Annotated in this window: 18 protein-coding genes and 1 tRNA gene; 11 read left to right on the forward strand and 8 right to left on the reverse strand. The window is 56.3% G+C overall.

Features of this window, described 5'->3' with window-relative positions; translation table 11 throughout:
- Positions 1 to 22 precede the first annotated feature (22 nt).
- Both H7R56_RS03920 and H7R56_RS03925 read left to right on the forward strand, forming a co-directional pair.
- Positions 23 to 2,527, forward strand: a complete 2,505-nt coding sequence (locus H7R56_RS03920) for a retention module-containing protein (protein ID WP_182928519.1) — start codon at positions 23 to 25, stop codon at positions 2,525 to 2,527.
- Between the two features lie 27 nt (positions 2,528 to 2,554).
- Positions 2,555 to 5,662 (forward strand): Ig-like domain-containing protein, encoded by a 3,108-nt coding sequence (locus H7R56_RS03925; protein ID WP_182928520.1) that lies wholly within the window; start codon positions 2,555 to 2,557, stop codon positions 5,660 to 5,662.
- Positions 5,663 to 5,760: 98 nt separating this feature from the next.
- Here H7R56_RS03925 and H7R56_RS28005 read toward each other — a convergent pair whose 3' ends face one another.
- The 3 genes from H7R56_RS28005 to H7R56_RS03935 form a co-directional block, all read right to left on the reverse strand.
- Positions 5,761 to 6,039 (reverse strand): DUF6538 domain-containing protein, encoded by a 279-nt coding sequence (locus tag H7R56_RS28005; protein ID WP_374956735.1) that lies wholly within the window; start codon positions 6,037 to 6,039, stop codon positions 5,761 to 5,763.
- Between the two features lie 106 nt (positions 6,040 to 6,145).
- Positions 6,146 to 6,221, reverse strand: a tRNA-Phe gene (locus H7R56_RS03930).
- Between the two features lie 105 nt (positions 6,222 to 6,326).
- Positions 6,327 to 7,034 carry a DUF554 domain-containing protein gene (locus H7R56_RS03935; protein WP_106925648.1) on the reverse strand — a complete coding sequence of 236 codons (708 nt, stop codon included), beginning with the start codon at positions 7,032 to 7,034 and terminating at the stop codon, positions 6,327 to 6,329.
- Positions 7,035 to 7,452: 418 nt separating this feature from the next.
- On the opposite strand from H7R56_RS03935, the gene H7R56_RS03940 reads away from it, so the two are divergent.
- Positions 7,453 to 9,588 (forward strand): ornithine decarboxylase, encoded by a 2,136-nt coding sequence (locus tag H7R56_RS03940; protein ID WP_106925650.1) that lies wholly within the window; start codon positions 7,453 to 7,455, stop codon positions 9,586 to 9,588.
- Positions 9,589 to 9,620: 32 nt separating this feature from the next.
- Here the strand turns inward: H7R56_RS03940 and H7R56_RS03945 are convergent, their stop codons facing one another.
- Entirely contained in the window at positions 9,621 to 10,313 is a 693-nt protein-coding gene (locus tag H7R56_RS03945; RefSeq protein WP_106925652.1) for a response regulator, read from the reverse strand.
- On the reverse strand, positions 10,303 to 11,940 hold the full coding sequence (locus tag H7R56_RS03950; protein WP_106925654.1) for an ATP-binding protein: 1,638 nt from the start codon (positions 11,938 to 11,940) through the stop codon (positions 10,303 to 10,305). The genes H7R56_RS03945 and H7R56_RS03950 overlap by 11 nt, the downstream gene beginning before the upstream one ends.
- A gap of 348 nt (positions 11,941 to 12,288) precedes the next feature.
- Here H7R56_RS03950 and H7R56_RS03955 point away from each other — a divergent pair, with 348 nt between their 5' ends.
- Genes H7R56_RS03955 through citG form a run of 8 tightly spaced genes read left to right on the forward strand, consistent with a single transcriptional unit; the run spans position 12,289 to position 19,601 of the window.
- A complete protein-coding gene (locus tag H7R56_RS03955) occupies positions 12,289 to 13,650 on the forward strand; it encodes a 2-hydroxycarboxylate transporter family protein (protein WP_106925656.1) in 1,362 nt (453 codons plus the stop codon).
- Between the two features lie 12 nt (positions 13,651 to 13,662).
- Positions 13,663 to 14,526 (forward strand): fumarylacetoacetate hydrolase family protein, encoded by an 864-nt coding sequence (locus H7R56_RS03960; RefSeq protein ID WP_106925658.1) that lies wholly within the window; start codon positions 13,663 to 13,665, stop codon positions 14,524 to 14,526.
- Positions 14,527 to 14,543: 17 nt separating this feature from the next.
- The gene (gene citC / locus H7R56_RS03965; RefSeq protein ID WP_106925660.1) at positions 14,544 to 15,563 is read left to right on the forward strand and encodes a [citrate (pro-3S)-lyase] ligase; all 1,020 of its coding nucleotides are present in this window, start codon (positions 14,544 to 14,546) and stop codon (positions 15,561 to 15,563) included.
- A gap of 16 nt (positions 15,564 to 15,579) precedes the next feature.
- Complete coding sequence (gene citD / locus H7R56_RS03970) at positions 15,580 to 15,873, forward strand: citrate lyase acyl carrier protein (protein WP_106925662.1); 294 nt, start codon at positions 15,580 to 15,582, stop codon at positions 15,871 to 15,873.
- Complete coding sequence (gene citE / locus H7R56_RS03975; RefSeq protein WP_106925664.1) at positions 15,870 to 16,745, forward strand: citrate (pro-3S)-lyase subunit beta; 876 nt, start codon at positions 15,870 to 15,872, stop codon at positions 16,743 to 16,745. Before citD ends, citE begins: the two co-directional genes overlap by 4 nt.
- A gap of 10 nt (positions 16,746 to 16,755) precedes the next feature.
- Positions 16,756 to 18,273 carry a citrate lyase subunit alpha gene (gene citF / locus H7R56_RS03980; protein WP_106925666.1) on the forward strand — a complete coding sequence of 506 codons (1,518 nt, stop codon included), beginning with the start codon at positions 16,756 to 16,758 and terminating at the stop codon, positions 18,271 to 18,273.
- A gap of 4 nt (positions 18,274 to 18,277) precedes the next feature.
- Positions 18,278 to 18,817 (forward strand): citrate lyase holo-[acyl-carrier protein] synthase, encoded by a 540-nt coding sequence (citX, locus tag H7R56_RS03985; protein ID WP_106926103.1) that lies wholly within the window; start codon positions 18,278 to 18,280, stop codon positions 18,815 to 18,817.
- Entirely contained in the window at positions 18,795 to 19,601 is an 807-nt protein-coding gene (gene citG / locus H7R56_RS03990; protein WP_106925668.1) for a triphosphoribosyl-dephospho-CoA synthase CitG, read from the forward strand. The genes citX and citG overlap by 23 nt, the downstream gene beginning before the upstream one ends.
- A 118-nt stretch (positions 19,602 to 19,719) precedes the next feature.
- Here the strand turns inward: citG and H7R56_RS03995 are convergent, their stop codons facing one another.
- The 3 genes from H7R56_RS03995 to H7R56_RS04005 form a co-directional block, all read right to left on the reverse strand.
- Positions 19,720 to 20,976 (reverse strand): nucleoside permease, encoded by a 1,257-nt coding sequence (locus H7R56_RS03995; RefSeq protein WP_106925670.1) that lies wholly within the window; start codon positions 20,974 to 20,976, stop codon positions 19,720 to 19,722.
- Positions 20,977 to 21,218: 242 nt separating this feature from the next.
- Positions 21,219 to 22,301, reverse strand: a complete 1,083-nt coding sequence (gene mltC / locus H7R56_RS04000; RefSeq protein WP_106925672.1) for a membrane-bound lytic murein transglycosylase MltC — start codon at positions 22,299 to 22,301, stop codon at positions 21,219 to 21,221.
- 47 nt (positions 22,302 to 22,348) lie between these two features.
- Positions 22,349 to 22,624: an oxidative damage protection protein gene (locus tag H7R56_RS04005; protein ID WP_106925674.1), complete on the reverse strand. Its 276-nt coding sequence runs from the start codon at positions 22,622 to 22,624 to the stop codon at positions 22,349 to 22,351.
- Between the last annotated feature and the right edge of the window lie 14 nt (positions 22,625 to 22,638).

A 22,638-nucleotide genomic window follows, 5' to 3' on the forward strand; every position in this document is an offset into this window, starting at 1 on the left:
TGCACTCTAAGGAGAGACCGCTATGTCAGCGATTATAGGAACGATAAAGGCAGTTATGGGGCAAGTATGGATCGTCGCGTCTGACGGTGCTCGACGCCTGGCAACAGAAGGTGAGCAGGTTATGCGCGGGGAAGTTGTCGTTACTGACCAGGGGGCAGCAACCATCACGCTGCCCAACGGTAAAGGTATGGATCTAGGCCGTGGAAGTGAATGGGGAAGTGACGCCACTGCCATCTCCACCACCGCAGATGTTGACGCCCAGGCGATTGCGGCATCGCAGCAAGCCATTGCCGAAGGTGCTGACCCGACCCAGGTGCTTGAAGCAACCGCTGCGGGTAATAGCCCAATTATTGACTCATCCTCCGCACCGACAGGAGCCGAAAGCGGTCATACCCATGTCATTCTCGATCTGACGGGGGAAATACTCGATCCTACCGCCGGTTATCCGACGGAAGGATTGGATACATCGGTCATTGCGCCGGTCGAAGAAATCACACTGATCAGGCCGGAAGCAGACACCAGCAGTGATGAAACCGTAACACCGCCAACGCAGCCAACGTCCCCGATAACATTACCCGAAGCCAGCATCACGATTGATATGATTGCTGGTGATAACGTCATCAACAGACAAGAGGCCGCTCAGGAGAAAACAGCGATCGGCGGCACGACCGGGAAGGATGTGCGCCCGGGTGATACGGTGACTGTCACCATTAACGGCAACCAGTATCAGACTCAGGTTGACGCCGACGGGCGTTGGTCAGTCGAGGTGAATACCAGCGATTTGGTGGCGGCTGGCGATGTGCATGCCAGCGTGACGACCTACGATCAGTATGGCAATCAGGCCAGTGCGAGTGCCGATAGCGCGGTGTCTATTGATACGATGCCACCAACGGTCACTATTACCATCGACCTCGTCACCGGCGACGGCGTTATCAACCAGCAGGAAAGCCAGGAAGAATTCACCGAGCTGACCGGCAAGGTCACGGGCAAGGACGTGGTGCAGTGGGACGAAGTGCAGATCACCATCGGTGACCAGACCTACACCGCTATCGTCCAGGAAGACCTGAGCTGGTCGGTTAAGGTGCCGACCAGTCAGCTGCAGGACGGCACCAACATCGAGGCCAGCGTCACCGGCTATGACAAAGCCGGTAACTCAGACCATGACACCGACGACACCAGCGTCAGCCTCGATCTGAGCGCGCCGGAAGTCACCATCACCATCGACCTCGTCACCGGCGACGGCGTTATCAATCAGCAGGAAAGCCAGGAAGAATTCACCGAGCTGACCGGCAAGGTGACCGGCAAGGACGTCGTGCAGTGGGACGAAGTGCAGATCACCATCGGTGACCAGACCTACACCGCCGTCGTCCAGGAAGACCTGAGCTGGTCGGTTAAGGTGCCGACCAGTCAGCTGCAGGATGGCACCAACATCGAGGCCAGCGTCACCGGCTATGACAAAGCCGGCAACTCAGCGGATGACACCGACACCACCGACGTCAGCCTCGACCTGAGCGCGCCGGAGGTCACCATCACCATCAACCTCGTCACCGGCGACGGCGTTATCAACCAGCAGGAAAGCCAGGAAGAATTCACCGAGCTGACCGGCAAGGTGACCGGCAAGGACGTCGTGCAGTGGGACGAAGTGCAGATCACCATCGGTGACCAGACCTACACCGCCGTCGTCCAGGAAGACCTGAGCTGGTCGGTTAAGGTGCCGACCAGTCAGCTGCAGGACGGCACCAACATCGAGGCCAGCGTCACCGGCTATGACAAAGCCGGTAACTCAGCGGATGACACCGACGACACCAGCGTCAGCCTCGATCTGAGCGCGCCGGAAGTCACCATCACCATCGACCTCGTCACCGGCGACGGCATTATCAACCAGCAGGAAAGCCAGGAGGAATTCACCGAGCTGACCGGCAAGGTGACCGGCAAGGACGTCGTGCAGTGGGACGAAGTGCAGATCACCATCGGTGACCAGACCTACACCGCCGTCGTCCAGGAAGACCTGAGCTGGTCGGTTAAGGTGCCGACCAGTCAGCTGCAGGATGGCACCAACATCGAGGCCAGCGTCACCGGCTATGACAAAGCCGGTAACTCAGCGGATGACACCGACACCACCGACGTCAGCCTCGACCTGAGCGCGCCGGAGGTCACCATCACCATCAACCTCGTCACCGGCGACGGCGTTATCAACCAGCAGGAAAGCCAGGAAGAATTCACCGAGCTGACCGGCAAGGTCACCGGCAAGGACGTGGTGCAGTGGGACGAAGTGCAGATCACCATCGGTGACCAGACCTACACCGCTATCGTCCAGGAAGACCTGAGCTGGTCGGTTAAGGTGCCGACCAGTCAGTTGCAGGACGGCACCAACATCGAGGCCAGCGTCACCGGCTATGACAAAGCCGGTAACTCAGACCATGACACCGACGACACCAGCGTCAGCCTCGATCTGAGCGCGCCGGAAGTCACCATCACCATCGACCTCGTCACCGGCGACGGCATTATCAACCAGCAGGAAAGCTAGGAGGAATTCACCGAGCTGACCGGCAAGGTGACCGGCAAGGACGTCGTGCAGTGGGACGAAGTGCAGATCACCATCGGTGACCAGACCTACACCGCCATCGTCCAGGAAGACCTGAGCTGGTCGGTTAAGGTGCCGACCAGCCAGCTGCAGGACGGCACCAACATCGAGGCCAGCGTCACCGGCTATGACAAAGCCGGTAACTCAGACCATGACACCGACGACACCAGCGTCAGCCTCGATCTGAGCGCGCCGGAAGTCACCATCACCATCGACCTCGTCACCGGCGACGGCGTTATCAATCAGCAGGAAAGCCAGGAAGAATTCACCGAGCTGACCGGCAAGGTCACCGGCAAGGACGTGGTGCAGTGGGACGAAGTGCAGATCACCATCGGTGACCAGACCTACACCGCTATCGTCCAGGAAGACCTGAGCTGGTCGGTTAAGGTGCCGACCAGTCAGTTGCAGGACGGCACCAACATCGAGGCCAGCGTCACCGGCTATGACAAAGCCGGTAACTCAGACCATGACACCGACGACACCAGCGTCAGCCTCGATCTGAGCGCGCCGGAAGTCACCATCACCATCGACCTCGTCACCGGCGACGGCGTTATCAATCAGCAGGAAAGCCAGGAAGAATTCACCGAGCTGACCGGCAAGGTCACCGGCAAGGACGTGGTGCAGTGGGACGAAGTGCAGATCACCATCGGTGACCAGACCTACACCGCCATCGTCCAGGAAGACCTGAGCTGGTCGGTTAAGGTGCCGACCAGCCAGCTGCAGGACGGCACCAACATCGAGGCCAGCGTCACCGGCTATGACAAAGCCGGTAACTCGGCGGATGACACCGACACCACCGACGTCAGCATCGACATAAATGCTGATGTTGAAATCTTTATTGACCCTATCACCGGCGACGATTATCTCGATATTTCCGAAACCACCCACTGGCAGGGACAAGAAGCGCCAACAACCACCATTACGGGTTATGTCACCGGTGAAGCAACAGAGAACGATACTGTCAGCATCACCGTAAACAACAAGACCTACGATAATGTGGCCCTCAAGCAAGTCGGCGATAAATTAGTTTGGGAGTTAACGGTGGATACGGCAGACCTGGTCGAAACACCGAAAGTTGACGCCAGTATCACTATCACCGATGCAGCCGGAAATACCGCAACGGATCACGCCGATCGTACCGTGGATAGCGAGACCGCCACCGAGCAATTAGGTACCGCCGCCGACGATACCATCCATGGCAATGAAGGCAGTAGCAACGTGATTATCGGCGATGTTGAAGGATTCCAGGCGCAGCCAGGGCAGGACTACAATATTGCCTTCCTGGTGGATACCTCCGGCAGCGTCTCATCAAGCGATATCAAGGCATTAATTGCCTCTCTGAAAACCGTCTTCTCAACATTGGCTGCGGGTACCGAGCACGAAAGTTCAGGGACGCTCAATATCCTGTTGGTGGACTTTGATTCCAAAGTGCAGTTTGCCTATGACGTGTCGTTCTCCGCAGACATGACCGAGGCACAACGAGACAAAGCGCTGAACGATCTTTATACCCAACTCAATAAGATGACGAGCGGCGGCAGCACGAACTACGGTGCCGCTTTTGAAAGCGCGGCAGACTGGTTCTCGCAATTTGAAGGGGATGACAGCACCAACCTCACCTATTTCATCACCGATGGAAAGCCGACAATCTTTACGGGTACAACCAAAGTTGTCGATGTGGACGCGCGTTCAAATTACGAAACAAAACTGGATATGAGTACTCTCCAGTATCAGCCTGGTACCGCCGTTACGTTAAGGATCAATGGCGTTAATCGCGAGGTTATTGATAAAAATGGTAACGTCTACGAGTGGAATGGAAGTAGCAAAACTAAAATCGGTACCGTCGTTTCAGATGGCGCCGGGGGCTATACGATTTCAGGATCGTTTGGTAACGGTACTGCGTCTAGCGCCAATAACCCTAACCTGACCTACGGCTCAATGGAATCATTTGCGCTGTTACTGGCCGTCTGCGGTTCGATTGAAGCATTAGGCGTTAACAGCGCTATCGGTGCTGACGATCTAAAAGCCTATGATTCCGATGGTAACGTTCAGACCGATATTAAAGCGAATGAACTTGCGGACGCCATTCTGGGTAAGAACGATGTTCGGGTAGAGGGCGCGGAGGATATTGTCCAGGGTAAATCCGGTAACGACATTATCTTTGGCGATGCCGTCGAATTTGCGGGAATCGCAGGCAATGGTTTTACCGCCATTCGGGAACTGATCGCGAAAGAGATGGGCGTTAGCGTTACGTCCATCACATCTGCCCATATCCATCAGTATATTACTGAACATCCTGACGTCTTCGACATGTCGCGAACCGACGGCGGCGACGATATTCTGTTCGGTGGCGCAGGTAACGATATTATCTATGGCGGGGGTGGCGAAGATATTCTCGCGGGCGGTGATGGCGACGACCTCCTTTATGGCGGCGTAGGCAATGATATTCTGTTTGGCGATGGCTACAACGCATTTAGCGAACTGTTTGACTATATCGCGGGTAAATTGGGTACCGAAAACATCACTCTCGCCGATGTGCAGAAGTACATCACCGACAATAGTCATGAGTTCGATATCAGCGCGCCGGGCGGCGGTGACGATATTCTCCATGGCGGTAGTGGAAACGATATCCTGTACGGCGGCGGCGGTAATGACATCCTGCACGGGGACGAAGGCAACGACCTGCTTTACGGTGGCACAGGCGATGACATCCTGATCGGCGGCGCTGGAAACGATATTCTTATCGGCGGTCAGGGCAACGACACGCTTTATGGCGGCAGCGGCAGTGACACCTTCACCTGGCTTAAAGGTGATGGGGGCCACGACGTGATTAAAGATTTCCGTGCGGATGAAGGCGATCGCATTGATTTAAGCGATCTGCTTGGCGACATTGCCGATACCGATCTGGCCTCGTATATCAGAGTCACTAACGATGATAACGGTAATGCGGTGATAGAAATCAACACCAATGGGCAGATGCAGAATAATGGTTCAACAATGAGTATCACCGTTGAGAACTGTTCTTCCGCAGATATCGATATCAATAGCCTGATTGCAAAACCGGACGCGCCGGTACTTTAATGGCTCACGACCTGTGAGCTATCACTAATAAGATGACCGCCGAAGCGGTCATCTTATTTCAACAATCATGCGCCTTATCACTAACGGAACAAGCACCATCAAAACCGCCGGCTCACGCCGGTTAGCAAGGTAAAACTATTGTCACGATCGACCATCGGGCTATTTTTTCTCGTCAGACAGCACGCTGTAAGTTGCGTTCGCGAGCACCATAAGATTGCGGGGGCACACATTCTGGCTTCGCTGGCGTCTTTGGCATCAAGGGTGAACTTGATTTCACGTTTGTTAAGGATGCCCCGAAGGCGATCAGGGACGACTTTACGGACGTGATAAACGCCGAAGCGGTTCTTAGTTGGTTCATAATGCCCATTTTGTACCACCGGGAAGCGGGGCCGGAGGAGAAATAAGGGCGGTAACTACTGATAAACCAACAAGTTGTTGACTCAAAAAGCAAAAACCCCCGCCGAAGCGAGGGTTATAAATGAGTGGTGCCCGGACTCGGAATCGAACCAAGGACACGGGGATTTTCAATCCCCTGCTCTACCGACTGAGCTATCCGGGCAACGGGGCGCATTAAACCGTAATCGCCGCGCCTCGTCAATGAAATTTATAAAATTTGCGGCGAGTTGCACAACATATCACCGCTTTTCCTGTTTTGCACGCTGCATCAGGCAAAAAATGCCGTCCAGGCGGCGGAAATCGGCATTGCCAGCAGCAGTGCGGGCAGCATATTCACCACCGCAAACATCTTAATGCCGCAGATGCGCAGGCCGGTTGCCAGCAGCAGCAGGCCACCGACGGCGGTAAAGTCGGCCATCATCGCCGGAGTGGTCAGCGGCAGGATCATAAACGCGCAAAACGCCAGCGACAGCTGAATGACCAGCATCGGCACGCTGATGATGCAGACCGCAAAACCCAGCGAGCAGGCGAAAATCATGGCGGTGAAGAAGTCGAGAAACGACTTGGCGATAAGAATGGTGGGATCGCCGGTCATCCCTTCGTGCATCGAACCAAAAATCCCGGTACCGCTGGCGCAAAACAGTACGATGATCGCCACGAAGCTCTGAATAAACGTCTCGTGTTCGGGGTTTTTCCCCGGTTTGATCAGCCGCTTTTGCGCCCGCGCCACCGCGTTGTTAATGCCTTTTTCCAGATGACAAAACTCGCCGATCAGCGCGCCAATCAGCGTCGCCAGCACCATTACCGGCATATTGACGCACTTGATGACCAGCAGCAGCCCAATGCCCAGCGAAGCAAGGCCGAAAATAGAGGTCATCGAAACGCGAATGCGTTCCGGCAGACGCTGGCTGAGCAATGCGCCGATCAGCCCGCCGACGAGCACCGCGCTGGCATTAATAAAGGGACCTATTACCACGTTAACTCCTGTTAATTATCGCTAACTCCTGCATTATTATGGACCGATTAATCGGTTCAGTATTTGTTTCTTCGTAGGGTTAGTGCATAAAAATTTCGTCTTGCGCCCTCTGGTCAATGGTGCCATGATTGCGCGAAATTTCTCCTTTCCTCCACGGGGGCTGCCTGCAATGACATTATTGCCATTACATCGCCAATGCCGCTTCGCTTGCTTGCGAAAGCCTGCCCGTTCCGTTTTGCTCACCATGCGGTGAGGTCAACGCATGCTCACTGCAGGACAACAGTAAGATTAGACGCCCTCTGCTTTTACTGATGTCTGGCGGTCGGAGCTGTAACCCAGTTGCACCCAGACGCTTTGTGGGGCAAGGCCAGTGGCTTTGTCCGGGGCTTTTACTCTCCCTGAGTGGGTCGTTGCGCTTATGAAATCAATGAACATTGCTGCCAGTCGTGAACTGGTCTCTCGCCTGTCCAGCCCCCGTGGCGTGGTGGCGCTGGATAGTACCGACTTTACCGATGTGGCAGCAGTCGTCATTACCGTGGCCGACAGCCATAGCGGTATTCTTGCGTTGCTCAAGCGCACCGGTTTTCATCTGCCGGTGTTTGTGTTCTCGACGGACGACCTTCGCGCGCCGGACGGCGTGGAAGCGGTCATCAGCGGCAAAGAGCAGGAGTGGCTGGCGCTGGAAGCGGCCGCCTGTCGCTATGAAGAGAATTTGCTGCCGCCGTTCTTCAACACCCTGACCCAGTACGTTGAGATGGGCAATAGCACCTTCGCCTGTCCTGGGCACCAGCACGGCGCATTCTTTAAAAAGCATCCGGCGGGGCGTCAGTTCTACGACTTCTTCGGCGAAAATGTTTTCCGCGCCGACATGTGCAACGCTGACGTGAAGCTGGGCGATCTCTTAATCCATGAGGGATCCGCCAAGCACGCGCAGAAATTTGCCGCTAAAGTATTCCACGCAGATAAAACCTATTTCGTGCTGAACGGCACTTCGGCGGCCAACAAAGTGGTGACTAATGCGCTGCTGACGCGTGGCGATCTGGTGCTGTTTGACCGTAACAACCACAAATCAAACCACCACGGAGCGCTGATCCAGGCCGGGGCGACGCCGGTTTACCTGGAAGCGGCGCGTAACCCGTTTGGTTTCATTGGCGGTATTGACGAGCACTGTTTTGACGAACGCTACCTGCGCGAGCTGATTCGTGAAGCGGCGCCGGAGAAGGCCGACGCGCCGCGTCCGTTCCGTCTGGCGGTGATCCAACTGGGCACTTACGACGGCACCATCTATAACGCCCGTCAGGTAGTGGATAAAATTGGCCATCTGTGCGACTACATCCTGTTTGACTCCGCATGGGTAGGCTATGAGCAGTTTATCGATATGATGGCGGATACCTCGCCGCTGCTGCTGGCGTTAAACGAAAACGATCCGGGCATTTTTGTGACGCAGTCGGTGCATAAACAGCAGGCGGGCTTCTCGCAAACCTCGCAGATCCACAAAAAAGACAACCATATTCGTGGTCAGGCGCGCTTTTGCCCGCACAAGCGGTTGAACAACGCTTTTATGCTGCACGCCTCAACCAGCCCGTTTTATCCGCTGTTCGCGGCGCTGGACATTAATGCCAAAATTCACGAAGGGGAGAGCGGTCGCCGCCTGTGGGCCGAGTGCGTCGAGCTGGGTATTGAAGCGCGCAAAGCAATTATTGCCAGCTGTAAGCTGATCCAGCCGTTTATCCCGCCGATGGTTGACGGACGCCCGTGGCAAGAGCATTCCACCCAAACCCTCGCCAGCGATAGACGTTTCTTCAGCTTCGCGCCGGGCGCGCGCTGGCATGGTTTTGAGGGCTACGCCCAGGATCAGTACTTTGTCGATCCGTGCAAGCTGCTGCTGACGACGCCTGGGATCGATGCCGAAACCGGAAAATACACCGAGTTTGGTATTCCGGCGACCATTCTGGCCCACTACCTGCGCGAGAACGGGATCGTCCCGGAGAAGTGCGATCTGAACTCGATCCTCTTCTTGCTGACCCCGGCGGAAACGCCGGAGAAAATGGCCCAACTGGTGGCGATGCTGGCCCGCTTTGAGCAGCATATCGAAGATGACACGCCGCTGGCGGAGGTACTGCCGAGCGTTTACAGCAAGCATCCGCTGCGCTACCGCGACTATACGCTGCGCGAACTGTGCCAGGAGATGCACGATCTGTACGTCAGCTTTGAGGTGAAAGATCTGCAAAAAGCGATGTTCCGTAAGGAGAGCCTGCCGAAAGTGGTGATGAACCCGCAGGACGCTAACGGTGAGTTTATTCGCGGCAACGTCGAGCTGGTGCGCATTCGTGACGCGGAAGGGCGAATTGCCGCCGAAGGGGCGCTGCCATACCCGCCGGGCGTGCTGTGCGTGGTGCCGGGAGAAGTGTGGGGCGGGGCGGTGCAGCGCTATTTCCTGGCGCTGGAAGAGGGCGTTAACCTGCTGCCCGGTTTCTCGCCGGAGCTTCAGGGGGTGTACAGCGAGAAAGACGCCGACGGCATTAGCCGACTGTACGGCTACGTGTTGAAATAATGGGCGCTAGCCCCTCATCGCGTGGTGAGGGGCTAGGCCGCACTGCGGCGGTACATGCGGCGCGGGTGGCCAATCTTGCCATACAGCATTTCAACGCTTAAATACCCGGATTCCACGCAGTGCTCAAGATAGCGACGGGCGGTGGTTTTACTGAGCCCGGTTTCGCTGACCACTTCGTCAACCGAGAAACAGTGATTTTCCCGGGCGTTAAACAGCGTTTGTACCCTGGCCAGCGTATTTTCCTCAATGCCCTTGCTGCCGTTGTCCTGACGGTAGTTTTTCGCCTGCAGTAAATAGAGTGAGTCCACGTTTTGCTGGTCGACGATTTTCCACACCCGCTGCTGTTCGGCAAACTGCACGAAGCGTTCAAGCGACTGGCTTAGACGTTTCCACGATACCGGCTTAAGGATGTAGTCAAAGGCGCCGTTACGAATGGCCTGACTACAGGTGTCCATATCGCTGGCGGCGGTGATGAAGATAACCGAGCAGTTGGCGCGGGCCAGCATCGGGTCGCTGATAAGCGTAATGCCCTTACCGTCCGGCAGGTAGTTATCCAGTAGCAGTAGCTGCGGCTGCTTGCTCTGTAGCTGTTGTTGCGCGTCGGCCAGCGAAGAGGCAATACCGACCAGCCGCAGACGCGGGTGCTTGTCGATGAGCTCCGCGTGCAGCTGCGCCAGCTCATTCTCATCTTCCACAATCAGTACATCGATAAGTTCATGTTGCATAGTCGGTATCTTCCAGTTGCTGTGCGGTACGCCGGGCAGGCCCTGCGGCGGGAATGAATAAAGAGAAAATCGTGCCGCTGGGCGCGTTATCAGACACTTCGATCAGGCCGCCCGCCTGGGTGACATAGCTGTCGATAAGGTAGAGTCCGATACCGTGGTCGCCTCGGGTTTTGGTGGTAATGCCGCGCTCAAAAATATGTTCGCGGATCGCCGGCGTAATGCCAATTCCCCGATCTGCGACTTCGATAATCAGCTCCTGTTCGCTGAGCTTAATCAAGATCTCGACCGGCGCGTGCGGCAGCGGCGATCGCTGGGTCGCTTCGATGGCGTTATCAATCAGATTACCAATAATCGAGATCGTCTCCGACTCGCTCAGCGGCGGGAAGGGACGTCGCATCTCGCAGGCCGGGTCGAACTCCAGCACCACGCCTTTTTCACGGGCGCGCGCGGCTTTCCCCAGCAGCAGCCCGCATAACGTGGGGGAACTGAAGCGTGAGGAGATGAAATCCAGTAGCTCCTGCGCGTGTTCCGACTGGGCCTGAATATAGCCAATTGCTTCGTCGTAGCGCCCCATATGCAGCAGACCGGAGAGGGTGGTCATACGGTTAAGCTGCTCATGGCGCATAATGCGCAGGTTATCGGCGTAGCGTTTTACCTGGCTTAGCTGAGCGCTAAGCGAATCGATCTCGTTACGATCGCGAAAGGTAATCACCCAGCCCTGAAGCGCATTTTCCAGCATGATTCGCACGCGGCTGGCGATGACCGTCAGGTCGTTAAAGTGACAGATTTCGTCGTGCGTATCCTGCCTGAGCATGGCGCTGCGCTCGAAAAAGGGCACGAGGGCGATGACGTCGCCGATAGGCTTTCCGCGCAGCTGGCGCGCCGGCAGGCTCAGGCCAAGCAGCTTACGTGCCGCCTGGTTAATGACCTCAATGCGCAGGTTGTCGTCGATAGCGATAACGCCTTCATAGATAGACTCCATCATCGCTTTCTGCTGGCGCACCAGCAGGCCAATCTCGCGCGGCTCAAGAGAGAAGATTTGTTTCTTGATGCTGCGGGTAAAGAACCAGGAGAAAACAAACAGCGCCATCAGCAGAAGCACTGCGGCGATCAGGATATTGACCACTTTGTTGACGGTAATGCTGTCGAGGTAGCTGGTAAGGTAGCCCACGGAAACAATACCGATAACCTTGCCGTGGTCGTCGAAAATAGGCGCCTTGCTGCGCAGGGAAATGCCTAAACCGCCCTGCCGAATGGTGGTGGTGCTTTTGCCCTGGAGCACTTCTTCATTATCGCCGCCGACCAGCGTTTTACCTATCCTGTCGGCAAATACCGAGTGGAACAGATGCAGGCCTTTATTATCACCAATGACAATAAAACTAGCGTCACTACGGGCGGCTATTTTTTGCATAAAGTCACGGATGGCTGGAACGTTTTTCTCGGCAACCTGTTTACGCAAACTGGGAATCACAGCTATTTCTTCTGCCTGTATTTTTGCCCGCCCGCTCATTTCCTGATATAGCTGCTGGCCGACGTCAATATAATAATAGCTACCCAGTAGCGCAAACAGCACCGAGAAAAAGGCAACCAGGGAAATAAACAGTTTTATCTGGAACGATACTTTCATCAGACTCACGCACGGCAGCGACGGAAGCCGACAATATATCATCTTTTTTATCGCCGCTGCCGGGCTTTGCCAGAAACTTGTGATCCCTTGCACAGCCTGGCGCAGAACGAGAGTTATCTGAAAAGTACTCTTTATTAAGGCTAAATTAATAAATCCGCCTGTGGCATTCAGCGCAGAATAGAAACCATAAAAACCACGCCTTTAAATAAGGCGCTAATCACATTAAATAAAAGAAACCATTAAAACCATAGGCGCCATTAAAACTTCGGTTTTAATATGCTATCACTCACATAAAGTAAGCCTTTTGGCCCTTAAGCTAGCCTCACAAAATAACCAAAGGGCTTCATTATGAGCACTACTGATGATTCATTCTCTGTTACCCACGACCCGATAGAAATTCAGCGCCCGGCCCTCAAGGAGCGCTGGTGGCATATTATGGACACCTGGAAAGTCGGCATTATTCCGCTGCCCCTGTTCCTGTTGGCCGGGGCGCTTATCGCCATTGATTGCCTGGGCGGTAAGCTACCAAGCGATATCGTGGTGATGGTTGCGACGCTGGCATTTTTTGGTTTTGCCTGCGGTGAGTTCGGTAAGCGTCTGCCGATCGTCGGCAAGCTAGGGGCGGCGGCAATTTGTGCCACCTTTATCCCTTCCGCGCTGGTCTACTACGGGCTGCTGCCGGACGTGGTGGTGGAGTCGACGACGAAATTCTACAAATCGACCAATATTCTGTACCTCTATATCTGCTGCATCATCGTCGGCAGCATCATGAGCATGAACCGTACGGTGCTGATTCAGGGCTTCCTGCGGATCTTCTTCCCCATGCTGTGTGGCGAAATCGTCGGCATGATCGTTGGGATGGGCGTCGGCATGGCGCTGGGCCTTGAGCCGTTCCAGATCTTCTTCTTTATCATTCTGCCGATCATGGCGGGCGGCGTCGGCGAGGGGGCGATCCCGTTGTCCATCGGCTATGCCACGCTGCTGCATATGGATCAGGGCGTAGCGCTGGGCCGCGTGCTGCCGATGGTGATGCTGGGCGGGCTGACGGCCATCATTATCTCCGGTTGCCTGAACCAACTGGGCAAACGCTACCCGCACCTGACCGGTGAGGGCCAGCTGATGCCTAACCGCGCCAACGCCGATACCGCATCCGCACAGCCGGCGCTGTCGGGCAAAACTGACGTGACCACCATTGCTTCAGGCGCGCTGCTGGCGGTGCTGCTGTACATGCTCGGTATGTTAGGTCACAAGCTGATTGGCCTGCCGGCACCGGTTGGCATGCTGTTTATGGCGGTGCTGGTCAAGCTGTGCCACGGCGCCTCTCCACGCCTGCTCGAAGGCTCGCAGGTGGTTTATAAATTCTTCCAGACCTCAGTGACGTATCCGGTGCTGTTTGCCGTCGGCGTGGCTATCACCCCGTGGCAGGAGTTGGTTAACGCTTTCACCCTCAGCAATCTGCTGGTGATCGTCAGCACCGTGTCTGCGCTGGTTGCGACCGGTTTCTTCGTCGGCAAAAAAATCGGCATGCACCCGATTGATGTCGCCATCGTCTCTTGCTGCCAGAGCGGCCAGGGCGGCACCGGCGACGTCGCGATTCTGACCGCCGGTAACCGCATGAGCCTGATGCCGTTCGCGCAGATTGCGACCCGTATCGGCGGTGCAATTAACGTCTCCGTGTCGCTGCTGGTGCTGGGCAACTTCCTCGTTTAATGGAATAGAACAATGAAACTCGCAAGCTTTATCTATCAGGGCGTTCGCAGCTACGGCATCGTGAATGCAGAAGGAATGATTGATCTGGGACGCCGTCTTGGCGACCGCTACGGCGACCTCAAGGCGCTGCTTGATGGCAACGGGTTGGCCGATGCGACCCGCTATCTTCACGATGCCGTCGATGTGCCCATGGAGGCCGTGACCTTCTTACCGGTGATTGAGCATCCGGAAAAGATTCTCTGCGTGGGCATGAACTATGCCGAGAAACGCAAAGAATTTGACCAGCATAACCCGGCACCGACGCTGTTTGTCCGCTTCCCCGACTCGCAGACCGCGCACAACGCACCGGTGCTGAAGCCGCGCCACTCTCGCGAATTTGACTATGAGGGCGAGCTGGCGGTGATCATTGGCAAGGGCGGCGAGAACATTTCGCGTGAGGATGCGCTGCGCCACGTGGCCGGCTACAGCTGCTATATGGACGGCTCCGCTCGCGACTGGCAGCACACCTGGTTTACCGCCGGGAAAAACTGGCGACAGACCGGCGCTTTTGGGCCGTGGATGGCGACCGCCGATGAGATCCCCGACCCGCATAGCCTGGCTATCCGTACCTGGTTGAACGGGCGGATGGTGCAGGAGGACAACACCAGCAGCATGATTCATAAAGTGGCCGAGCTGATTGAGTACATCAGTACCTTCACCCGCTTAAGCCCTGGCGACGTCATCATCACCGGCTCGCCGGGCGGCGTCGGCAAGAAACGTAACCCGCCGCTGTTTATGAAGGAGGGGGACCGTATCGAGGTGGAGATTGAACATATTGGCCATCTCAGCAACATCATCATGGAAGCGCCAGCGAATACGCTGACGGCGGCGCACTAAGTAAGGCAGGCGGCACGATGTACACGCAACCCACTCTCGATTTTCGGGTCAGCATGGTGGCAAAACACCCGGAACGTTTAAGCCCTATCCGTGCGCTGCTGGTGGACAGCGGCCTCGGGCTGGATAGCGATATTACGCTGTTCGTTGAAGCCTGGGACGGCACAAAGCTGGTGGGCTGCGCAGGTCTGGCGGCAAACGTGATTAAGTGCGTGGCGGTCGATGAACAACAGCGCGGCGCGAATCTGAGCGCTCGGCTGCTGGCCGAGGTGGAGAACGTGGCGTTAGCGCAGGGTTATTTCCATCTTTTTCTTTGTACTCGTCCCTGCAACATTGCGCGCTTCGCCCGCAGCGGCTTCTGGCCGATTGCCCAGAGCGGCAACAATGCGGTGCTGATGGAAAATACGCCGCAGGGGATTGAACGCTACTGCCGTACGCTGAGCCTCCAGCGCCAACCGGCTACCCAGGTTGGGGCCATTGTGATGAATGCAAATCCCTTCACCCTGGGACACCGTTATCTGGTGGAACAGGCGGCGGCACAGTGCGGCTGGCTGCATCTTTTCGTGGTGCGTGAAGATGCGTCGTTCTTTCCGTTTCGCGCTCGTCTGGAGATGGTGCGTGCCGGCGTCGCGCATCTGGCGAACGTCACGGTGCACGAGGGATCGCAGTACATCATCTCGCGCGCCACCTTCCCGGCCTATTTCTTAAAGGAAACCGGCAAGGTGCAGCAGGCGTGGAGTGAAATCGACGTGCTGTTGTTCCGCAACTACATTGCGCCCGCGCTGGGGATCACGCATCGCTTTATCGGTTCGGAGCCGTTCTGCGACGTGACCCGCCAGTACAACCAGACGCTGCATATGCTGCTTGGCGACAACATGACCGTGGTAGAGATGCCGCGCATGAAAGCCACCGGGAGCGCGATTTCGGCTTCGGAAGTCCGCCGTTTATTAACATTGCAGCAGTTTTCTCGTATCCGGGACATTGTTCCGGCATCCACTTTCGCGCATCTCGAAGCGCATTACAGCGCGGAAGTTGCATAACTATCAGGACATTATCATGAAAATCATAAGGGAGGCGCTGGCCGGAACGCAGGAGTCCAGCGACCTGATGGTGAAAATCGCCCCCGCCGACGGCGAGCTGGAGATTGTCATCCACAGTGAGGTGATGAAGCAGTTTGGCGAACAGATTCGCCAGGTTGTTGAGCAGACACTGCGCGCGCTGGACGTGCAGCAGGGGCTGATTATCGTGGAAGATAAAGGGGCGCTGGACTGTGTGATTCGCGCCCGTTTGCAAAGCGCGATTCTGCGTGCCGCAGAAGAGCAGACGATCGTCTGGGGGGCGCTGCAATGAGTCAACTTCGTCGCAGTATGCTGTTCCTGCCCGGGGCCAACGCCGCCATGCTCTCCACCGCCTTTATTTACCGCCCGGACTCGATCATGTTCGATCTGGAGGACGCGGTCGCGCTGCGTGAGAAAGATACCGCCCGCCTGCTGGTCTTCCACGCGCTTCAGCATCCGATGTATCAGGATATTGAGACCGTCGTACGCATTAACCCGCTTAGCACGCCGTTCGGCTTGCTTGACCTGGAAGCCGCCGTGTATGCCGGTGTGGACGTGATTCGCCTGCCGAAAACCGACACGCCTGAAGATATCTTTGAGCTGGAAGGCCATCTTGAACGTATTGAGCGCGCCTGTGGGCGTGAGGTGGGCTCGACCCGCGTGATGGCGGCAATTGAATCAGCGGTTGGCGTGATTAACGCCGTGGCGATTGCGCGCAGCTCGCCGCGCCTGATCGGCATCGCGCTGGCGGCATTCGACTATGTCATGGATATGCAGACCGAACGCGGCGATGGCACCGAGCTGTTTTATGCCCGCTGTGCGGTACTGCACGCGGCGCGTGCCGCCGGTATTGATGCCTTTGACGTCGTGTGGTCTGACGTCAACGATGAAGCCGGCTTCCTGCGTGAGGTGGAACTGATTCGCAAGATGGGCTTTAACGGTAAATCGCTGATTAACCCGCGTCAGATTGACCTGCTCCACAATGCCTATGCGCCAACGCAGCAGGAAGTGGATCACGCCAGACGGGTGATTGAAGCGGCAGAAGAGGGCGAACGCAACGGCCTGGGCGTGGTATCACTCAACGGCAAAATGGTCGATGCCCCGATTATTAACCACGCGCAAATGGTACTGGAACGTGCAGCCGCCTCCGGCGTGCGTCGTTAAGGACTTGATAATGAATCAGACAGAACTTCTCCACCTTCATTTCCCCCACCTGCGGGCGCTAAAACCCTTTGATTCGGCCCACAGCACAACGCCGTGGCTGAACTCTCCGCAGGAGAAACGCACCCGAAAACTGTGCGCCTCGATTGAAGACGCGGTGGCGCGCAGCGGCTTAAAAGATGGCATGACCATTTCGTTCCACCACGCATTCCGCGAAGGCGATCGGGTCATTAATCACGTGGTCGCGCTGCTGGCGAAGATGGGCTTCAAGAACCTGACGCTGGCTTCAAGCTCGCTGATGACCTGCAACGATGCGCTGATCGAGCATATTGAAAGCGGCGTGATTACGCGTATTTATACCTCCGGTATGCGAGGTAAGCTGGCGGACGCTATCTCTCACGGTTTGATGGATGAACCGGTACAAATCCACTCCCACGGCGGGCGCGTGAAGCTGCTGCAGGACGGCGAGCTGAAAATCGACGTGGCGTTTCTCGGCGTGCCGTGCAGCGATGAGTTTGGTAATGCTAACGGCACCCACGGTAAGTCATGCTGCGGTTCGCTGGGGTACGCCATGGTTGATGCGCAATTTGCTCGCCACGTGGTGCTGCTGACCGAAGCGCTGGTGCCGTTCCCGAATATGCCCGCCAGCATTGTGCAGGACCAGGTTGACTTCATTGTGCCGGTGGACAGTGTGGGTGACCCGGCGAAAATCAGCGTCGGGGCGGCGCGCGTGACCAGCAACCCGCGTGAACTGATGATTGCCCGCTATGCAGCGGATGTGATTGAACACTCAGGCTACTTTACGCCGGGCTTCTCGATGCAGACCGGTTCCGGCGCGGCCGCCACCGCCTGCACGCGCTTTATGGAAGAGAAGATGGAGCGCAGCGGCGTGAAGGCGCGCTTTGCGCTGGGCGGCATTACCGGCAGCCTGGTCGACCTGCATGAAAAAGGGCTGATTGAAAAGCTGCTCGATACCCAGTGTTTTGACGGGCAGGCGGCGGCGTCGCTGGCGCGTAACCCCAATCACGTAGAGATTTCCACCAACGTCTACGCCAATCCGGGCAGTAAGGCTGCCTGCTGCGATCGGCTTGATGTGGTCATCCTCAGCGCGCTGGAGATTGACGTTGATTTTAACGTCAACGTGATTACCGGTTCCGACGGCGTGATGCGCGGCGCATCGGGCGGCCACTGCGACGTGGCGGCAGCGGCTAACCTGACTATCGTCGTGGCACCGCTTCTGCGCAGCCGTATTCCGACGGTCGTCAAGCGGGTGACAACCCGATTGACCCCGGGGGAAAGCATCGATGTGCTGGTGACCGACCACGGTATTGCGGTAAACCCGGCGCGTCCGGAAATTCGCGAACGGCTTATCGCCGCAGGGCTGAAAGTGGTTGAGATTGAGGCGCTATATGCGCGGGCTATCTCGCTGACCGGCCAGCCGAAACCGATTGAGTTCACAGATAAAATTGTCGGTGTGATTCGCTATCGCGACGGTAGCGTGATTGATACCGTGCGTCAGGTTAAGGAGTAGCATGATGACGACGGCGACACCCGTTAGCCCGGGTGTCAGCCTCGAAGCGCTGTTGGCGGCAAAAGAGAGCCGCGCGGCGCGTCAGGCTGACTGGCTAACCCATTATGGACAACCGGTTATCTCGCTCACGCTGGTGACGCCGGGCGCGGTAAAAAATAATCTGCGCTATCGCAATACCATGGGGGTAGCGCTACAGATGTGCGATCAGATGCTGTGGCAAAACGGTTGGCAGGTTCTGGACAGGCAGGTGCTGTGGCTGCCTACCGGCCCGGAAGCCCTCTGGTGCGTGGGGCATCAGGCGCCGGAGATCAAAGCCCACTGCGCGGCGCTGGAACAGTCCCATCCGCTGGGAAGGCTCTGGGATCTGGACGTCATCTGTCCGCACGCCGGGCATATTGGCCGGCTGGCATTAGGCCGCCATATGCGCCGCTGTCTGATCTGCGATGAGCCAGCGCACGTCTGCTCTCGTTCGCGCCAGCATCCGCTTGAGCAGGTTATTGGCCGCGTGGAGGCGCTGATCGATGGCTGGTTTATTCGCGATTAATACCCGCAACGTCGATGTGCCGGCGCTGGCCGAAGAGGCGCTGTGGCAGGAACTGGATCTGACGCCGAAGCCAGGGCTGGTGGATAAATACAACAACGGCGCGCACCGGGACATGGACCATGCGCTGTTTGTTCGCAGCATTGCGGCCATTACGCCGTGGTTCACCCGGTTTGCCGAACTGGGCGATAAACATGCGCATCGCCCTGCTGGCGAACAGCTGCGAATGATTCGCCCGATGGGTATCGCTTGCGAACAGGCGATGTATGCAGCAACCGGTGGCGTGAATACGCATAAAGGCGGTATTTTCGCGCTGGGGCTGCTTTGCTTTGCCGCGGGCCGGTTGGGTGAGGTAAACCCGCAGCGGCTGTGCCGTGAAGTGAGCGATATCTGCCGCGGTCTGGTTGAACGGGAGCTGGCTTCCCGCTCATCGCTGGCGACCGCGGGCGAGCGCCAGTTTCATCAGTTTGGCCTGACCGGGGCGCGGGGGGAAGCAGAGAGCGGATTCGCCACGGTTCGCAAGGCGCTTTCAGGCTGGAATCGTCGCCATCTGCACGCGCTGCTGCTGCGTTTAATGGCGGTGAACCCGGACAGTAATCTGGTCTCGCGCGGCGGAATGAACGGTCTGCGCTACGTACAGGATTACGCCCACGATTTACTGGAAAACGGTTGGGATGAAGGCGCGCTGATAGCAATGGATAACGCGCTGATTACGCGGAATTTAAGCCCCGGCGGCAGCGCAGATTTGCTGTCAGTAGGATGGGTGCTATCGAAGGTGTCGGCCTGATAAGCGCAGCGCCATCAGGCAGAATGGAACAGATTGCCGGATGGCGGCGTAGCCTTATCCGGCCTACTATTTTGAACCCGGCGTCGCTTTGCTCGGCCGGGTTACGTGGGTAGGAAACTTAGTGGGCAACCGTCTGTACGCCAGCTGGCGTACGTTCATGTTTGTATTTAAACAGCCCCACAAATGCCACCGCCAGAACCAGAGAGTACGCGGCGAAAATCAGCCACACGCTCTGCCAGTCGGTAATGCCGTCCACGGTGTACATCTCAACAACCTTGCCGCTGGCCATACCGCCGAGAATGCAGCCAAAGCCGTTGGTCATCATCAGGAACATCCCCTGCGCGCTGGCGCGGATTTCCGGCTTCACTTCTTTTTCCACAAATACCGAGCCGGAGATGTTAAAGAAGTCGAAGGCGCAGCCGTAAACAATCATCGACAGAACCAGCAGCACGGTGCCGAACGGCGTTGGGTCGCCGTAGGCGAACAGGCCAAAGCGCAGCATCCATGCGAAGATACTAATCAGCATCACGTTCTTGATGCCGTAGCGGCTTAAGAAGAACGGAATGGTGAGGATGAACAGCGTTTCGGAGATTTGTGAAATCGACATCATTACCGAGGCGTGCTGCACGATAAAGCTGCTGGCAAACAGCGGATCTTTATCGAAACTGTGCAGGAAGGTGTTGCCAAACATGTTGGTGATCTGCAGCTCGGCGCCCAGCATCATGGAGAAAATAAAGAAGATCGCCATGCGTTTGTTTTTAAACAGCGCAAACGCGTCCAGCCCCAGCATGCTGCTCCAGCTCTGCTTTTGCTGCTGGTTAGAGACCGGAATATGCGGCAGGGTCAGGGTAAACAGCACCAGGACGACTGACAGCGCGGCGCCGATGTAGAGCTGCATATGGCTCAGCTCGAACCCGGAGAAGCTCACCGCCCACATCGCCAGAATAAAGCCGATGGTGCCCCAGATACGGATAGGCGGGAAGTCGGTCACGATATCCATGCCTGCCGTTTTGAGACGATAGTAGGAGATGGTGTTGATCAGACCCAGCGTCGGCATATAGGCCAGCGAGTTGAGCAAGATAACGAAGAACATTTCTCCCGGCGTGGTGACCTGGGCGGCCATAAACAGCGTGCCTGCGCCCACCAGATGGCAGAAGGCGTAGACCCATTTGGCGCTAATCCACTTATCTGCCACGATGCCCAGCAGCGTCGGCATAAAGACGGCGGCAATACCCAGCGAGCTGTACACCGCGCCAATAGACGCGCCGTCAAATTTCAGCGTCACAAACATGTAGGAACCGAGTGTGGTCAGCCAACTCCCCCACAGGCAGAACTGCAGGAAGGACAGTATCTTAAGCTGCAGCTTTAAATTCATGTTATTTTCCTCACAAAAATGGCCGGATACGCGTTCGTTTAATAACATCCGAAAGCATTGTTTGTGCTGATTCTATCAACGGCATAGATGTGACATTGTTAAGCGCCGCAAAAAATTGCAATTATTTTTACTTTGCATAACGAAATAGTGACAAAACTAACATTTTTGTATGAGGTTCAGGCGGAGAGGCCGCCACGCGCGGTGAACATCAGCGCTTGTGACGGCCATATTTGTGAGAATTGTTACTTACGACGATAGCCTTTCTGCGCGGTATTCACTTTGTAGAGATAGCGCCGCGACTCGGCGGACGGATGGCGGCTGGTCAGCGTCTGGTAGACGTCGCCCGGCGTCATGCTGTTGATAATATTCGCCGCCTGCACTTTATCGTTGGAGAACACGCGCAGCACGCTGCCCGCACCGCCGTTATAGGCGGTGATGACCGCATAACGGCGCGAGGTTGGGTTGTCGATGCCGCCGAGATAAATATTGCTGAGAATTGCCAGATAGGCGGTCCCGGTATCAATGTTGCTGGCCGGGTCGAACAGGAAGCTGCGGCTTGGCGTACCGGATTTACCCTGTGAACGGAACACGTCTTTACCGGCGGTATGCTGCACCACCTGCATCAGCCCCAGCGCATCGGAGCGGCTGACGGCGTAGGGGTTAAAGGATGATTCGGTCTGCATAATCGCCAGAATAAGCGATTCGTCGACGCCGTATTTACGCGAAGCCTGGCGTACCATGCCGAGGTATTTATGCGCACGTTTGTCGAGGTGGTTTGGAACAAGGTTAATGGTGATGCTGTAGATGATATGCAGGCCGTTACTGCGTTTTTTCATCCGCGTTTGCAGCAGATAGTCGGCAAAGCGCGCCGCGCGCCATTCCCAGCGAATGGCCTCGCCGGTGTTGTCTACCACCTGGCCGTACAGGAACGGCTCTTTAGAAATTTGAATATCGTCGGCGTCGGAGTAGAGATCGACCGAACCGGGATCGTCGCCCATCAGCAGCGTGGTGATAATCGCCTGACGCAGGCGGGCGGCGGGATCTGTACCGGCAATGGTCTCGACGGTGATGGTGCCTTCATCGAAGTTGATATGGCTACGGGTCTGGTAGCCGTCGGTGTATTTTACGTAGTCTTTCGGTCCGGCGATCAGGACTTCGTTAAAACCCCAGATGTTTTCAATGTTATGGGCGAATTGCCCCATCAGGATATCAAAGCCGTTGGTGTCTTTGACCCACGCCTCATTGTAGGCATCGCCCTTTTTATTTGAGGAACAGGAAACCAGCAGCGGTGCTATCAACGCCAGTGCATAAATTCTTTTTTTCATCATTCCGGGAGCGCGTGTTGTTGTTGTCTTAAAGGCCCGCAGGGCCCTTACTGTTTTTCTGGCGGCGTGTAGCCTTCAATGTGCACATCTTTGCCTTCAAACAGGAAATTAACCATTTCTTCTTCCAGAAGCTTACGGTGCTCCACGTTCATCATATTGAGTTTCTTTTCATTGATGAGCATGGTCTGCTTTTGCTGCCACTGCTTCCAGGCCTCTTTCGAAATCTCGTTATAGATGCGCTTTCCCAGCTCGCCAGGGTAGAGCTGGAAATCCTGTCCTTCGGCGTCGCGCTGCAGGAAAGTACAAAAAATGGTTCTGCTCATAATAAATCCTCTTA

Origin of the sequence: Klebsiella sp. WP3-W18-ESBL-02, assembly GCF_014168815.1 — a bacterium.
GTDB classification, from domain to species: Bacteria; Pseudomonadota; Gammaproteobacteria; order Enterobacterales; family Enterobacteriaceae; genus Kluyvera; species Kluyvera ascorbata_B.